The organism is Streptomyces sp. P9(2023) (assembly GCF_032436795.1).
In the GTDB taxonomy this organism is placed as follows: domain Bacteria; phylum Actinomycetota; class Actinomycetes; order Streptomycetales; family Streptomycetaceae; genus Streptomyces.
The window spans coordinates 48,286-62,204 of sequence record NZ_JAUPWM010000007.1; the positions used below are offsets into that span (position 1 = coordinate 48,286).

At 71.9% G+C, this 13,919-nt stretch carries 11 protein-coding genes; 5 read left to right on the forward strand and 6 right to left on the reverse strand.

Annotation, left to right across the window (positions count from 1 at the left end):
- Nucleotides 1–43 precede the first annotated feature (43 nt).
- Complete coding sequence (locus Q5762_RS12515) at nt 44–700, forward strand: hypothetical protein (protein WP_315892112.1); 657 nt, start codon at nt 44–46, stop codon at nt 698–700.
- Nucleotides 701–769: 69 nt separating this feature from the next.
- On the opposite strand, the gene Q5762_RS12520 is transcribed toward Q5762_RS12515, so the two are convergent.
- Nucleotides 770–2,221, reverse strand: a complete 1,452-nt coding sequence (locus Q5762_RS12520; protein ID WP_315892113.1) for an aminopeptidase — start codon at nt 2,219–2,221, stop codon at nt 770–772.
- 238 nt (nt 2,222–2,459) lie between these two features.
- On the opposite strand from Q5762_RS12520, the gene Q5762_RS12525 reads away from it, so the two are divergent.
- Nucleotides 2,460–2,741 carry a hypothetical protein gene (locus Q5762_RS12525; protein ID WP_315892114.1) on the forward strand — a complete coding sequence of 94 codons (282 nt, stop codon included), beginning with the start codon at nt 2,460–2,462 and terminating at the stop codon, nt 2,739–2,741.
- Here Q5762_RS12525 and Q5762_RS12530 read toward each other — a convergent pair.
- Nucleotides 2,738–3,901, reverse strand: a complete 1,164-nt coding sequence (locus tag Q5762_RS12530) for a transposase (protein WP_315892115.1) — start codon at nt 3,899–3,901, stop codon at nt 2,738–2,740. The genes Q5762_RS12525 and Q5762_RS12530 overlap by 4 nt on opposite strands.
- Before the next feature lie 86 nt (nt 3,902–3,987).
- Here Q5762_RS12530 and Q5762_RS12535 point away from each other — a divergent pair, with 86 nt between their 5' ends.
- Nucleotides 3,988–4,158, forward strand: coding sequence for a hypothetical protein (locus Q5762_RS12535; protein ID WP_315892116.1), 171 nt, complete (start codon nt 3,988–3,990; stop codon nt 4,156–4,158).
- 70 nt (nt 4,159–4,228) lie between these two features.
- Here Q5762_RS12535 and Q5762_RS12540 read toward each other — a convergent pair whose 3' ends face one another.
- Complete coding sequence (locus Q5762_RS12540) at nt 4,229–4,636, reverse strand: hypothetical protein (protein ID WP_399495004.1); 408 nt, start codon at nt 4,634–4,636, stop codon at nt 4,229–4,231.
- A 287-nt stretch (nt 4,637–4,923) separates the two neighbouring features.
- Nucleotides 4,924–8,640 (reverse strand): ABC transporter ATP-binding protein, encoded by a 3,717-nt coding sequence (locus Q5762_RS12545; protein WP_315892117.1) that lies wholly within the window; start codon nt 8,638–8,640, stop codon nt 4,924–4,926.
- A 236-nt stretch (nt 8,641–8,876) separates the two neighbouring features.
- Between Q5762_RS12545 and Q5762_RS12550 the strand changes: the two genes are divergently transcribed.
- Both Q5762_RS12550 and Q5762_RS12555 read left to right on the forward strand, forming a co-directional pair.
- A complete protein-coding gene (locus Q5762_RS12550) occupies nt 8,877–10,091 on the forward strand; it encodes an FAD-dependent oxidoreductase (protein WP_315892118.1) in 1,215 nt (404 codons plus the stop codon).
- Between the two features lie 10 nt (nt 10,092–10,101).
- A complete protein-coding gene (locus Q5762_RS12555) occupies nt 10,102–11,040 on the forward strand; it encodes a sigma-70 family RNA polymerase sigma factor (RefSeq protein ID WP_315892119.1) in 939 nt (312 codons plus the stop codon).
- Between the two features lie 52 nt (nt 11,041–11,092).
- Here Q5762_RS12555 and Q5762_RS12560 read toward each other — a convergent pair whose 3' ends face one another.
- Together Q5762_RS12560 and speB are read right to left on the reverse strand one after the other, a co-directional pair.
- On the reverse strand, nt 11,093–12,775 hold the full coding sequence (locus Q5762_RS12560) for a thiamine pyrophosphate-binding protein (protein WP_315892120.1): 1,683 nt from the start codon (nt 12,773–12,775) through the stop codon (nt 11,093–11,095).
- Between the two features lie 131 nt (nt 12,776–12,906).
- Nucleotides 12,907–13,881, reverse strand: coding sequence for an agmatinase (speB, locus tag Q5762_RS12565; protein ID WP_315892121.1), 975 nt, complete (start codon nt 13,879–13,881; stop codon nt 12,907–12,909).
- Nucleotides 13,882–13,919 lie beyond the last annotated feature (38 nt).

The window sequence follows — 13,919 nt, forward strand, 5'->3', positions numbered from 1 at the left end:
CCCGTTCTCCCTGGCGTCGGCCACGGAGAACGGGGGGTCCTTCATGCGTGCTCGTACGGTTCTCACGGCGGCGCTGCTCCTCGCTGCCGTGACCGGCTGTCAGCAGACCCCCGACGACGCCAGACCCCCGCGCCCCGTCACGTACACCTCCCCGCCCCACGACCACGGGGCGGTGTTCCTGGGGCCCGGCGACTGCTCGACGCGCGGGGCGGTGTTCCGCGAGGTCCCCTGCACGGGCGAGAAGGCCGTCGCGCGGGTGACCACCCGGTACGACGGGCTCACCTCGGGCGGTCCGACCTGCCCGGCGACCACCGACTTCGTGCTGCACGTGTCGGAGAGCGTGCCCACGGCGGACGAGGACGGCGACGGCTCGGTGCCGCGCGGGTACGCCTGTATGCGCAATCTGGAACCGCCGCATCCGGGCGATCCCGGTCAGGGCGGCGGGCCGCACACGATCGTCGGGGACTGCGTCTCGGCCTCCGGCGAGGGCGAGGGCGCGGGCGCGGGCGAAGGCCAGGACGCGGGCAAGGGCGCGGGCGAAGGCCGGGTGAAGGAGACCGCCTGCGACGGGTCGGGGGAACGTCCGCCCGCGTTCCGGGTCACCTCGGCGGTCACGAGCCGGGACCGCTGCCCGCCCTCGACGGCGCTGTTCGTGGCGCTGGGCGGGGAACGGCCGGTGGGCTGTGCCCGGCGGCTGTGAGGCGAGGGCCGGTGTGGCTGTGCCCGGCGGCTCCGAGAATCCGAAGCCACCGGGCACGCCCTCACACGCCTACGGGCGCAGGCCGTGCTCCCTGCTCAGCTCGTCGTCCACCGGCTTGTCGAGGCGGGCGTCGAAGCGGGCCAGCGGCTGTCCGGCCTGGGCGGCCGGGGCGTCGACCCCGGCCCAGGCGAGGATGCGGGCCGTGGCCTTGGTGCGCTCGGCCTCGACGAGACCGGCGACCTGGGCGCCGTGGTTGGCACCCGGGGCCGTGAAGACGTAGCTGTCACGGGCGCCCTTGCCGAGGCGGAACGGCTCGGCTCCCCACGGGTCGTTGCCGCCGTAGACGAACAGCATCTGGTTGGCGTTGTGGCGGACCCAGGTGTCGACGTCCCGCATGGCCGCCGGCTTGAACTTCATCGGGATGTCCTTGGGCACGAAGTTCCGCGCCGGCTGGTAGCCGTAGCGGGACAGGCCGTCCAGGTGCGGCAGCGCGATGTCGGGCGCGCCGAGCTCGGTGGCCGCCTGGTAGTAGTACGGGGTGTACGGCTCCAGGCCCTGGTCGGTGTAGTTGGCCCAGCCGGAGTAGGCGTCGATCGTCTCGTAGACGGTGTCGTCGCTCGCGGTGGCCGCGTCCGGCACGTCGGCGCAGACGTCCTGGCCGTAGTACTGCCAGAAGCCCCAGACGAAGTCGAGGACGACGGCCTCGTACGCCTTGTCGACGGAGCCGACCGTGTTGAAGGTGGCGCCGTCGGCGTCGGCCCGCTCCTTGAACTTCTTCTGCAGCGGCTCGCGGCGGACGAGCGCCTCGCGCTGCATCGCGTTGAGCCGGTCGCGGCACTCCTTGGTGCCGACGTTCTCGAAGAACCGGTCGTACGCCGAGTCCTCCTTGTTGTCGACGTCGTTCGGCGCCACGTAGGCGATGACGCCGTCCATGTCACGCGGGTAGAAGCGCTCGTAGTACGTCGCCGTCATACCGCCCTTGCTGGCGCCGGTGGAGAGCCACTTCTGCCCGTAGACCTTCTTCAGCGCGGTGAAGATGCGGTGCTGGTCGCTCGCGGCCTGCCAGATGTCCAGCTTGGACCAGTCGGCGGGCTGCGGCCGGGACGGCGTGAAGAACCGGTACTCCATGGAGACCTGGTTGCCGTCGATGATCCGGGTCGGCTCGCGGCGGCTGGGCGTGGTGCTCAGCCCGTAACCGCTGGTATGGAAGACGGTCGGCCGGTTCGTGTCCTTGTGCAGCAGGGAGAGCCGCTGCTTGAACGTGCCCTTCCAGGGGCGGCGGTGGTCCACCGGCTGGGTGTACTCGAGGACGAAGTAGCGGTAACCGGCGTACGGCTTCTCCTCGATGAGGCTCATCCCGGGGATCGCCAGGATGCGGTCCTTGATGTCCGTACCGACGGCGCTGTCAGCGGCGGCGGTCGGACTGCCGGTGGCCGGCTCGGCGGCGGTAGCCGCGCCACTCGCGCCGACGGTGCCTATGAGCACCGTGAGCGACATCAGCCATCTCAGCGACTTGCGCATTCACCCTCCCCTTGGTTCACAACGGTGTCCGCGAACCTAGCGGGGTCAACGTGTGTGCCGCCAGACCCAGTTGCCCCTTACCGCGATCATCACCGTCGTACGCGGCGGTGGCGGGAGGTCGCCGCCACCGGGCCACGAGGGGACATTCGGCAAGCAGTTGTAGCCATCACCTAAACTCCCGCAAGCCATGTGCATGGCAATGCATGGGCATTGCATGGCAGTCCACGGGAGGATTTGCATGACAAAGAGGTACAAAGCAAGGGCGATGGTGGCGCTCATGGCGACCCTCGCCGCGACACTGCTCGCGACGTCGGCACCGGCGCAGGCCGCCGCCGATCCCAGTCTCGAGCTGAGCAACTTCGAGCTGCGCCCGCTCGCCAACAAGGCCGAGCTCCAGGGCAGGGTCGACAAGCTGAAGGCCGACCTGCCCAACATAGGCGTCAACTACCCGGCCCTGAACGGCCAGGCTTGCAAGTGGAGCGCGGCTGGCTGTCGCGTGGTCCCCTGCGTCCGGAACTAGCTTGCGCTGGTTCTGGGGCGGTTGACTGCGCCCCGCTGCCACACAGCCTCGCCCCGGTGGGCGATGTTGCGGGAGCCGTTGTGGTCCGCGTGCAGCACGATCCCGCAGGACCGGCATACGAACCGCGCTTGATCCACCCGGTTGGTGCGGTGGGTGTGCCAGCACTCCGAGCACTGGCGGGAGGTGTTGCGCGGGTCCACATGGACCACGGGCACCCCCGCTCGGCGTGCCTTGTACTCGACGAAGCTGCCGAGTTGGGCGAAGGCCCAGGAGTGCAGTCGTGCCCGCTGGTCTTTCTTGGCCGTAACCCTCTGCCGGATACCCGAAAGGTCTTCCAGGGCGATCCCGCGAGAGGTGCGTTCAGCGGTGGTCACGAGCTGTTTGGCGATGATGTGATTGGTGTTGGCGGCGTGCCGGGCCTCCCGGCGCCGGACGCGCTTGAGAACGCGCTTCGCGGACTTGGTGCGCTTTTTCTGGAGCTTGGTCCGCAGGTCACGGTGGTGCTTGCGGTAGCGGTTGAGCGTGCGCCCGGCCATGATCTGACCGTCACTGGTGGTGGCGATGTTGACGATGCCCAGGTCCACGCCTAGGAACCCGTCCGGCTCGTACACCTCGGGTTCCGGGACGTCGATCGTGGCGATGAGGAAGAACATGCCATCGCGCATCACCAGGTCCGACTCCCCCCTACGGGAGGCCAGGAGCTTGACCGTCTGCTCGGAGCAGACGAACGGGATGCCCTTCAACCGGCCCGCCACGGTCCAGATGCTGACGGTGCGCCGGTCGAGGTTCCACGTCAGGATGCGGTCATCGAACGGCTGCGCCGCGTCCTCGCGGAAGACGATCGGCTTCGACTCCGCCCGTGTGCGGCGCTTCGAACGCTCGGGGCCGAGGTTGCCGGCCTTGATGTTGCCCTTCAACGTGGCGTAGGCGTCACACACCTTCTTCACCACCCGCACCGCCGCCTGTGCACCCAGATCGAAGTCGGCCTTGACCCGGTGGTACACGGCGTCCTGCAACACGTTCCGCCGCTTGAGGTCTTTGGCGAACGCCACCTCGGAAGCATGGTTCGCGGCACGGTTGCAGGCACGCAGGGTCGCCGCCAGAGCGTCCGAGTCATACGCGGACGCCGGCAACAACTTCACCTGCGCGACAATCTTCACGCAAAAGACGCTAGTGCAACCGACCGTCGGAGGGCAACCTGCCCTCCGAACACACCGACGTCACAGACGCGTTCACGACCGGCCGGGTGCTCGTCGCCGAGCCGGACACGAGCACCGGACGGCTCGTCGAGACGTCCCCGCGCCGGACGTCGGCGATCGGGGTCGAGGACTACTCGGTCTGGCCCGGATCGACGAACCAGCTGTGGACGGTCACCGAACATCCCGGGCAGCGGATGCTGTTCAGCATCACCCCGTAGGGGACCTGTAGGGACTGGCGGGGGTCCCCTCTCCCCCGCCTACGGGTCCACCTACGGGTCTACCTACGGGTCAGCAGAGCACCCAGCCCGTCGACACGCTGCGTCCGGCGACCGAACCGGACGCCCGGACGCAGCGGTTGAGGGCGTGGACGGTGACGGGTCCGGCCTGGCGGGTGAAGCGGCCGCTGTCGACGGCGGGACGTCCGCCCCGGGGCTGCAGGGAGACGGACATCGCGCGGCGGGCGCCGGGGTTCTTGGCGACGGTGACGGCGCAGACGTACTGCCGGCTCCGGTAGAGCCGCAGCTCGCCGGTGGCGAAGGTGACCGTCTTGGCGGCCCGTCCGACGCAGGCCGAGGCGGCGTCGGCACCCCGGACTCCGGGCCCGGCGAAGGTGAGGGTGCCGACGGCGAGCAGAACCGCGAGGAGCGCCCCGAGCAGCCGTCTGCCGCGCGCCGTCACACCAATGCCTCCGAACACCTGGATCCCCTCCCGACGCCGTGCCGTACATGCGTACGACGCAGCGGAGCCCCGAGCGGTTGCCTTCCTCCGCAGGGCGGTGCCCACTCGCCCCCCGCCCCCGGGGTTGTGGGCAATCGTTCCGCAGGGCGGAACGGGTGGGCACAACCCACGACGGCGCCGCACCCGTGGGCACCGCCAGGGCACCGCCAGGGCACCGGGAGCCTGGGCCCGGCAAGGGCGCCGTTCCGTTGTGCCCACCCGTTCCGCCCCGGCGGAACGATTGCCCACAACCAGGCGGCTTGGGCTCAGGCCGCTGTCACCGGCTCCTCCTCGCCGATGAAGGCGCGCCACAGTTGTGCGTAGCGGCCGCCCCTCGCGAGGAGTTCGTCGTGGGTGCCGTCCTCGGCGACACGGCCGTTCGCCATCAGGATCACGCGGTCCGCGCGGGCGGCCGTGGTGAGGCGGTGGGCGACGACCAGGGTCGTCCGGCGGCCGGCGAGGCGGTCGGTGGCCTGGTTGACCTGGGCCTCGGTGGCCAGGTCGAGCGCGGCGGTGGCCTCGTCGAGCAGCAGGACGTCCGGATCGACGAGTTCGGCGCGGGCGAGGGCGATCAGCTGGCGCTGGCCGGCGGAGAGGTTGCGGCCGCGTTCGGCGACCTCGTGGAGGTAGCCGCCGTCCAGCGTCGCGATCATGTCGTGCGCGCCGACCGCGCGGGCCGCCGCCTCGACCTCGGCGTCGGTCGCCTCGGGGCGGCCGTACGCGATGGCGTCGCGGACCGTCCCGGCGAAGAGGTACGCCTCCTGCGGGACGACACCGAGCCGGTGGCGGTACGAGGTGAGGTCCAGCTCCCTGAGGTCGGTGCCGTCGGCGGTGACCCGGCCGGAGGTGGGGTCGTAGAACCGCGCGACGAGCTTGACCAGGGTGGACTTTCCGGCGCCGGTCTCGCCGACGAAGGCGACGGTCTGCCCTGCCGGGATCCGCAGGTCGATGCCGGTGAGCGCCGCCTCGTCGGAGCCGTACGCGAAGGACACGTCCTCGAAGGCGATCTCGCCGCGCAGCGACAGCACGTCCAGCGGCTTCTCGGCGGCGGCCGTCGACGTCGGCTCCTGGAGCAGTTCCTGCATGCGCTTCAGGGAGACGGTCGCCTGCTGGTAGCCGTCGAAGACCTGGGAGAGCTGCTGGACCGGCGCGAAGAAGAGGTCGATGTAGAGGAGGTACGCGACCAGCGCGCCGGTCGTCAGGCTGCCCGCCTCGATCCGGTTCGCGCCGACGATCATGACGGCGGCGGCGGCCACGGAGGACAGCAGCGTGACGAAGGGGAAGTAGATCGATATCAGCCACTGACCGCGGACGCGGGCCTCGCGGTACTCGTCGCTGCGGGCCGTGAACTGAGCGACGCCGGAACGCTCGCGGCGGAAGGCCTGGACGATGCGGAGACCGGAGACCGACTCCTGCAGGTCGGCGTTGACGACGCCGATCCGCTCACGCGCCAGCTCGTACGCCTTCACGCTGGAGCGGCGGAAGAAGTACGTGGCGATCGCGAGCACCGGGAGCGTCGCGAAGACCACCAGGGCGAGCTGGAGGTCGAGCACGAGCAGCGCGCCCATGATCCCGAAGAAGGTCGTGACCGAGACGAACGCGGTGACGAGCCCGGTCTGGAGGAACGTGGACAGCGCGTCCACGTCCGTCGTCATCCGGGTCATGATCCGGCCGGTCAGCTCGCGCTCGTAGTAGTCCAGGCCGAGCCGCTGGAGCTGGGCGAATATCTTCAGGCGCAGGGCGTAGAGGACGCGTTCGCCGGTGCGGCCGGTCATCTTGATCTCGGCGGTCTGGGCGAACCACTGCACGACGACCGTCAGCAGGGCGAGCGCGGAGGCGACCCAGACGGCGCCCATGGCGAGCTTGTTCACGCCGTCGTCGATGCCGTGCCGGATCAGGACCGGCAGCAGCAGCCCCATGCCGGCGTCGACGGCGACGAGGCCGAGGCTGATGAGGAGCGGGGTGCGGAAGCCGCGCAGCAGGCGGCGCAGTCCGTACGACTCCTCCGGGGTGACGGCACGCGCCTCGTCGATGTCGGGAGTGTCGGTGGCGGGCGGCAGCGCCTCGACGGCGGCGAGGAGTTCGGGGGTGGCCCCGGGGGCCTGGGACTCCTCGGCGGGGTCCTCCTCCCGTACCCAGAGCGTGGGGGTGATGCCGCGCTCGGCGTCGAACTCCGCGTCGAGCTCGGCGCGCAGGGTGCGGTCCTCGGGCAGCTCGACGGGGAGGGCGTGGCCGGGCGAGACGCCGCCGAGCTCGTCCGGGTCGGTGAGGAGCCGCCGGTAGAGGGCGGAGCGCGCCTCCAGCTCCTCGTGGGTGCCGATGTCGGAGAGCCGGCCGTCGTCGAGGACGGCGATCCGGTCGGCGAGGCCGAGGGTGGAGCGGCGGTGGGCGATGAGGAGCGTGGTGCGGCCGGCCATCACGGAGGCGAGGGCCTCGTGGATCTCGTGCTCCACGCGCGCGTCGACGGCGGAGGTGGCGTCGTCGAGGAGGAGCAGCCGGGGGTCGGTGAGGATGGCGCGGGCGAGCGCGATGCGCTGGCGCTGGCCTCCGGAGAGGGTGAGGCCGTGCTCGCCGACCTTGGTGTCGTAGCCCTCGGGCAGCTCGGCGATGAAACGGTCCGCCTGGGCGGCGCGCGCGGCCGTCTCGATCTGCTCCTGGGTTGCCTCCGGGTGGCCGTACGCGATGTTGGCGCGGACGGTGTCGGAGAACAGGAAGCTGTCCTCGGGGACCAGGCCGATGGCGGCGCGCAGGGAGTCCTGGGTCAGCTCGCGGACGTCGTGGCCGCCGACGAGGACGGCGCCGTGGGTGACGTCGTAGAAGCGCGGGAGGAGCAGCGAGACGGTGGACTTGCCGGAGCCGGAGGCGCCGACGACGGCGACGGTCTCGCCGGCGCCGATCTCCAGGGAGAAGCCGTCGAGGACGGGCCGCCCGTCCTCGTACGCGAAGCTCACGTCGTCGAACTCGACGGTCGCCTCGGCGTCCGCGGGCAGCTCCTTCGTGCCGTCCTCGATGACCGGCTCGGTGTCGATGAGCTCCAGGACGCGGTCGACGCCGGCGCGGGCCTGCTGGCCGACGGTGAGGACCATGGCGAGCATCCGGACCGGGCCGACGAGGGAGGCGAGGTAGGCGGAGAAAGCGACGAAGGTGCCCAGGGTGATCTGGCCCTGGGTGGCGAGCCAGCCGCCGAGGGCGAGGACGGCGACCTGGCCGAGGGCCGGGACGGACTGGAGGGCGGGGGTGTACCTGGAGTTCAGCCGGATGGTGCGCAGGCGGCCCGCGAAGAGCTTGCGGCTGGCCTCGCGGATCTTCCCGGTCTCCTGGTCCTCCTGCCCGAAGCCCTTGACGACCCGGACGCCGGTCACGGAGCCGTCGACGACCCCGGCGACGGTGGCGGCCTGCGCCTGGGCGTACCAGGTGGCGGGGTGGAGCCGGGTGCGGCTGCGCTTGGCGATGTACCAGAGGGCGGGGGCGACGGCGAGGGCGACGAGGGTGAGGGGGAGGGAGAGCCAGGCCATGACGGCCAGCGAGATCAGGAAGAGCAGGATGTTCCCGATCGTCATCGGGAGCATGAAGAGCAGGCCCTGGATGAGCTGGAGGTCGCTGGTGGCGCGCCCGACGACCTGCCCGGTGGACAGCTCGTCCTGCCGTCGCCCGTCGAGCCGGGTGATGGTGCCGTACATCTCGGTACGGAGGTCGTGCTGCACGTCGAGGGCCAGCCGGCCGCCGTAGTAGCGGCGGATGTACGTGAGGACGTAGACGACGAGGGCCGCGGCTATGAGGAGGCCGGTCCACACGGTGAGGGACCGGATCTTCGCGCCGATGACGTCGTCGATGATCACCTTGGTGATGAGCGGTACGAGGGCGAGGACGGCCATGCCGGCCAGGGAGGACCCGAGCGCGAGCACGACGTTGGCCTTGTACCGCCAGGCATACCCGGCGAGCCTGCGCGCCCACCCCTGCTCTGTTCGCCCCGCCGCGGCCACGTGATGCCTCCCGTTCGTCCTGCTCTACCGGAAGGCTCCAACGCGGGTGGCGTGCGATTTCATCCCGCCGCAACAAAGTGCCCGGCAGGACCGGTCGCTGGTCCTAGGACCCACCTTGAACACACGTTCGACTCACGCCCTCGGCGAACCATGTGACCCACCTCACATTCGACTCCTGTCAGCAATCGGGGCGCCGTCCCGTTCAAGGGGCACTCCAACGAGACAGGGGCAACGCCATGAAGCACCGCATCGTCGTTCTCGGCGCCGGATACGCAGGGGCCTTCGCCGCCGGCAACCTGGGCCGCCGGCTCTCCCCCGCCGACACCGAGATCACCGTCGTCAACGCCGTGCCCGAGTTCGTCGAGCGGATGCGGCTCCACCAGCTCGCGAGCGGCCAGGACCTCGCCCCCCGCAAGCTCGCCGACGTGTTCGCGGGCACCGGGGTACGGCTGCGCCTGGCGCGCGTCACCGGCGTCGACCCCGAGCGCAGGACGGTCGCCGTGACCGGCGAGGACGGCACGGAGGGTGCGGGGGGCGACGGCGAGATCGCGTACGACACGCTTCTCTACGCGCTCGGCAGCTCCGTCGCCCACCACGGCGTCCCCGGCGTGGCCGAGCACGCCTTCGACGTGACCGGCCGGTCCTCGGCGCTGCGGCTGCGCGAGCGCCTGGCCGGCCTGGGCGCGGGCGGCACCGTCCTTGTCGTCGGTGAGGGGCTGACCGGCATCGAGACCGCCACCGAGTTCGCCGAGTCCCGGCCCGACCTCTCGGTCGCGCTCGCCGCCCGCGGCGAGCTGGGGGCCTGGCTCTCCCCCAAGGCCCGCCGCCACCTGCGCCAGGCCTTCGACCGGCTCGGCATCACCGTCCACGAGCACACCGGCATCGAAGCCGTCGAGCCGGCCCGGGCGATCGCCGCCGACGGTACGGCCATCCCGGCCGACGTCACCGTCTGGACGGCCGGGTTCGCCGTGCACCCCATCGCGGCCGCCAGCGGCCTGGAGGTCGCCGGGACCGGCCAGATCGTCGTCGACTCCACCATGCGCTCGGTCTCCCACCCGGACGTCTACGCCGCCGGTGACAGCGCGTACGCGATCGGCGGGAACGGCCGGCCGCTGCCGATGTCCTGCGCCTCTGCGGGCCTCACCAACATGCAGGCGACCGCCGCGATCATCGCCCGCCTGACCGGCGACGAGGTCCCGGCCACCGCGCTGAAGTACCACGGCAACCACATCAGTCTCGGGCGGCGGGACGCGATCTTCCAGGTGGTGGACGGGGACGCCCGGTCGAAGCCCTGGTTCCTGGGCGGCCGGACCGCCGCGCGGCTCAAGTCCGGCGTGCTCAAGGGGGCCGCGTGGGGCATCGACCACCCGACCTTCGGCATGCCGAAGCGCAAGCGCCGCATGGCCACCGCGCCCGACCAGGCCGGTGTGAGCGTGAGGGCCGCCGCCTAGGCTGTGCCCCATGGACACCGTAGCCGTCGACCGCTTCGAGGCCAGCCGGGGCCGGCTGGCCTCGCTGGCGTACCGTCTGCTCGGCTCGGCCGCCGACGCCGAGGACGCCGTGCAGGACACGTTCCTGCGCTGGCAGGCCGCGGACCGCGAGCACGTCGAGGTGCCGGAGGCCTGGCTGACCAAGGTCGCCACCAACCTCTGCCTCGACCGGCTGCGCTCGGCGCAGGCCCGCCACGAGCGGACGGCCGGTGCCTGGCTGCCCGAACCGCTCCTCCAGGGCGACCCGATGCTCGGCCCTGCCGACACCTTCGAGCAGCGCGAATCGGTGTCCCTGGCCGTACTGACCCTCATGGAGCGCCTCGCGCCGGTCGAGCGGGCCGTCTACGTGCTGCGTGAGGCCTTCTCGTACAGCCACGCCGAGATCGCCGGGATCCTCGACATCACCGAGTCCGCCAGCCAGCAGCACGCCCACCGGGCCAGGACCCGGGTCGCCGCCGAGCGCCGCCGCGGCGCCGAGGCCGACCCCGTGTCCGCGCGCCGGGTCGTCGAGGAGTTCCTCGCCGCCGCCACGTCCGGGCGCACCGACCGGCTGGTGGCGCTGCTCACCGAGGACGTGACGATGGTCTCGGACGGCGCCGGACTGGCCAAGCGGCTGCTGCGGTACACGACGCGCGAACGGGTCGCCTCCCTCGTACGGGCCGGCTTCAAGCCCACGGAGGCGAAGCGGCGGCTTGCCGGCGGCTCGCCCGCGATGCATATCGCGCTGGTCAACGGCTCCCCGGCCGTCCTCGCCGTGGTCGACGGCCGGGTCGCGGGCGCCGTGGCGTTCGAAGTCAGCGACGGCAAGGTCGCGTCCCTGTGCGGCATCGCCGCCGCGGACCGGCTCGGGCGCCTCGACGAGGCCTGGCGGCAGCACGAACCCGACGCGCCGGTCATCGAGGCGTGGTGACCGGCGCCGCCTGAGGAGGCCCGGTGGGCCGGTGGCCCGCCGGGTGCCCCGCTCAGAGGTGCGTCGGCTCGAACATGCGGAGCAGGGCCGGGAGGACCACGACCGACGGGCCCGGGGTCGCCAGCGACTTCGCGAGGTCGGCCGTCAGGGACTCCGGGGTCGTGGTGAGGGCCGGGACGCCGAAGGACTCGGCCAGGGCCACGAAGTCCGGGCGGGCCAGCTCCGTCGCCGTCGCCTCGCCGAAGGCGTCCGTCATGTACTCGCGCAGGATGCCGTAGCCGCCGTCGTCGACGATCAGCCACGTGACGTTCGAGCCGTACTGCTTGGCCGTCGCCAGCTCCGCGATCGAGTACATCGCGCCACCGTCGCCCGACACCGCGAGCACCGGCCGGCTCGGGTCGGCCGCGGCCGCGCCGAGGGCGGCGGGGAAGCCGTAGCCGAGGCCGCCGGCGCCCTGGGCCGAGTGCATGGTGTTCGGGTGGCGGGCGTCGAACGCCGACCAGGCCCAGTACGCCAGGATCGTCATGTCCCAGAAGCTCGGCGAGTCGTCCGGCAGCGCCTCCCGCACCGACGCCACGATCCGCTGCTCCAGGCCGAGGTCCTGGGCCGCGATCCGGTCCCTGACCTTCGTCAGGACGGCCTTGACGCGGTCCGGTGCGCTCTCGTCGCGGCGCTCCGGAACCGTCTCCAGGAGCGCCTGGAGCGCGAGGCGGGCGTCCGCGTGGATGCCGAGCGCCGGGTGGTTGGACTCCAGCTTGCCCGCGTCCGCCTCGATCTGGATCACCCGGCCGCGCGGCGCGAACGTGTGGTAGTTCGAGGACAGCTCGCCGAGCCCGGAGCCGACGACCAGCAGGACGTCCGCGTCCTCCAGGAAGTCCGTGGTGTGCCGGTCCTCCAGCCAGGACTGGAGCGACAGCGGGTGCTCCCACGGGAAGGCGCCCTTGCCGCCGAAGGTGGTGACCACGGGCGCGTCGATCCGCTCGGCGAGCGCGCGCAGCTTGCCGGTGGCGTCGGAACGTACGACTCCGCCACCGGCGATGATCGCCGGACGCTCGGCGTTCGCCAGGAGGTGGGCCGCCACGGCCGTCAGCTCGGGGCGCGGGACGACCTCCTCGGGCGTCGCGTCCATCGCCGTGACGACCGGCAGGGTCGTCTCCGCGAGCAGCACGTCCTGCGGGATCTCCACCCAGACCGGCCCGTGCGGGGCGGTCAGCGCCGACTCCCAGGCCGCCGCGATGGCGGACGGGATCTGGGACTGCGTACGGACCGTGTGCACGGACTTCACGATGTCCCGGAACGACGCCTGCTGGTCGCGCAGCTCGTGCAGGTACCCGTGCCGCCCGCCGCCGAGCCCGGCCACCGGGACCTGGCTGCCGATCGCGAGGACGGGCGCGGAGGCGGCCGCCGCCTCCTGGAGCGCGGCGAGCGACATGAGCGCGCCGGGGCCGGTGGAGAGCAGCAGGGGGGCCGCCTCGCCGGTCATCCGGCCGTACGCGTCGGCCGCGAAGCCCGCGTTGTTCTCGACGCGCAGTCCGACGTACGAGAGGGAGGAGCGGCGCAGCGCGTCGAACATGCCGAGCGCGTGCTGGCCGGGGAGCCCGAAGACGGTGGTCGCGCCGAGACCGGCGAGGGTCTCTACGACGAGGTCACCGCCGTTCCGCCCGGCGGGCGGGTTCAGGGCGGCCTCCGTCTGCGCGGCGGTGGGCCGGAGTACGAGGTCGTGGTCGTGGGTCATGAGGTCCCTCTGGGCGTGGCTCGGTGGTCGGGTGCGGCCCGGTGGGTGGTTCGTGCCCACCCGTTCCGCCTGGGGGTACCCCCGGACGGAGTCTGGGGGAGGAACGCATGCCCACGAACCACCAAGGGGGGTTACTTCGCGCGGCTCGCCGCGATCTGGCGGCTCATGATCGTGGTCAGTTCGTACGCCGTGTGGGAGGCCGCCACCGCCGTGATCTCCGCGTGGTCGTAGGCCGGGGCGACCTCGACCACGTCCGCCGAGACCAGGTTGCAGGAGGACAGGCCGCGCAGGATCTCCAGGAGCTCGCGGGAGGTCATGCCGCCCGCCTCCGGGGTGCCGGTGCCGGGGGCGTGGGCCGGGTCGAGGCAGTCGATGTCGATGGAGATGTACAGCGGGCGGTCGCCGATGCGCTGGCGCAGCTGGTCGGCGACCTCGTCGGCGCCGCGGCGGTAGATGTCCGCCGAGGTGACGATGCCGAAGCCCATCTTCTCGTCGTCGGTCAGGTCCTGCTTGCCGTACAGCGGGCCGCGCGTGCCGACGTGCGAGAGGGCGGAGGTGTCGAGGATGCCCTCCTCGACGGCGCGGCGGAACGGCGTGCCGTGGGTGTACTCGGCGCCGAAGTACGTGTCCCAGGTGTCGAGGTGCGCGTCGAAGTGGAGCAGCGCGACCGGGCCGTGCTTCTTGGCGACCGAGCGCAGCAGCGGCAGCGCGACGGTGTGGTCACCGCCGAGGGTCATCATGCGGGCGCCGGTCGCGAGCAGGTCGTCGGCCGCGGCCTCGATCGTCTCGACGGCCTCGTTGATGTTGAACGGGTTGGCCGCGATGTCACCGGCGTCGGCGACCTGGGCCAGGGCGAACGGCGAGGCGTCCTGCGCCGGGTTGTACGGGCGCAGCAGGCGGGAGGCCTCGCGGATGGCGTTGCCGCCGAAGCGGGCGCCGGGGCGGTAGGAGACACCGCTGTCGAAGGGGATGCCGACCACGGCGACGTCGGTGGTGCCGACCTCGTCGAGTCGCGGCAGCCGGGCGAACGTCGCGGGACCGGCGTACCGCGGGATGCGGGACGAGTCGGTCGGGCCGCGGAAGGCGTTCTGGTCGCTGCTGCTCATGGTCGGGTCCTCCTGGGGTGGGTCGGTTGTGTCCGGTC

Excerpts from the sequence above, each read along its gene's own strand:
- Q5762_RS12515 (WP_315892112.1), top strand. The coding sequence starts at position 44 with ATGCGTGCTCGTACGGTTCTCACGGCGGCGCTGCTCCTCGCTGCCGTG.
- Q5762_RS12520 (WP_315892113.1), bottom strand. The coding sequence starts at position 2,221 with ATGCGCAAGTCGCTGAGATGGCTGATGTCGCTCACGGTGCTCATAGGC.
- Q5762_RS12525 (WP_315892114.1), top strand. The coding sequence starts at position 2,460 with ATGACAAAGAGGTACAAAGCAAGGGCGATGGTGGCGCTCATGGCGACC.
- Q5762_RS12550 (WP_315892118.1), top strand. The coding sequence starts at position 8,877 with ATGAAGCACCGCATCGTCGTTCTCGGCGCCGGATACGCAGGGGCCTTC.
- Q5762_RS12555 (WP_315892119.1), top strand. The coding sequence starts at position 10,102 with ATGGACACCGTAGCCGTCGACCGCTTCGAGGCCAGCCGGGGCCGGCTG.
- Q5762_RS12560 (WP_315892120.1), bottom strand. The coding sequence starts at position 12,775 with ATGACCCACGACCACGACCTCGTACTCCGGCCCACCGCCGCGCAGACG.
- speB (WP_315892121.1), bottom strand. The coding sequence starts at position 13,881 with ATGAGCAGCAGCGACCAGAACGCCTTCCGCGGCCCGACCGACTCGTCC.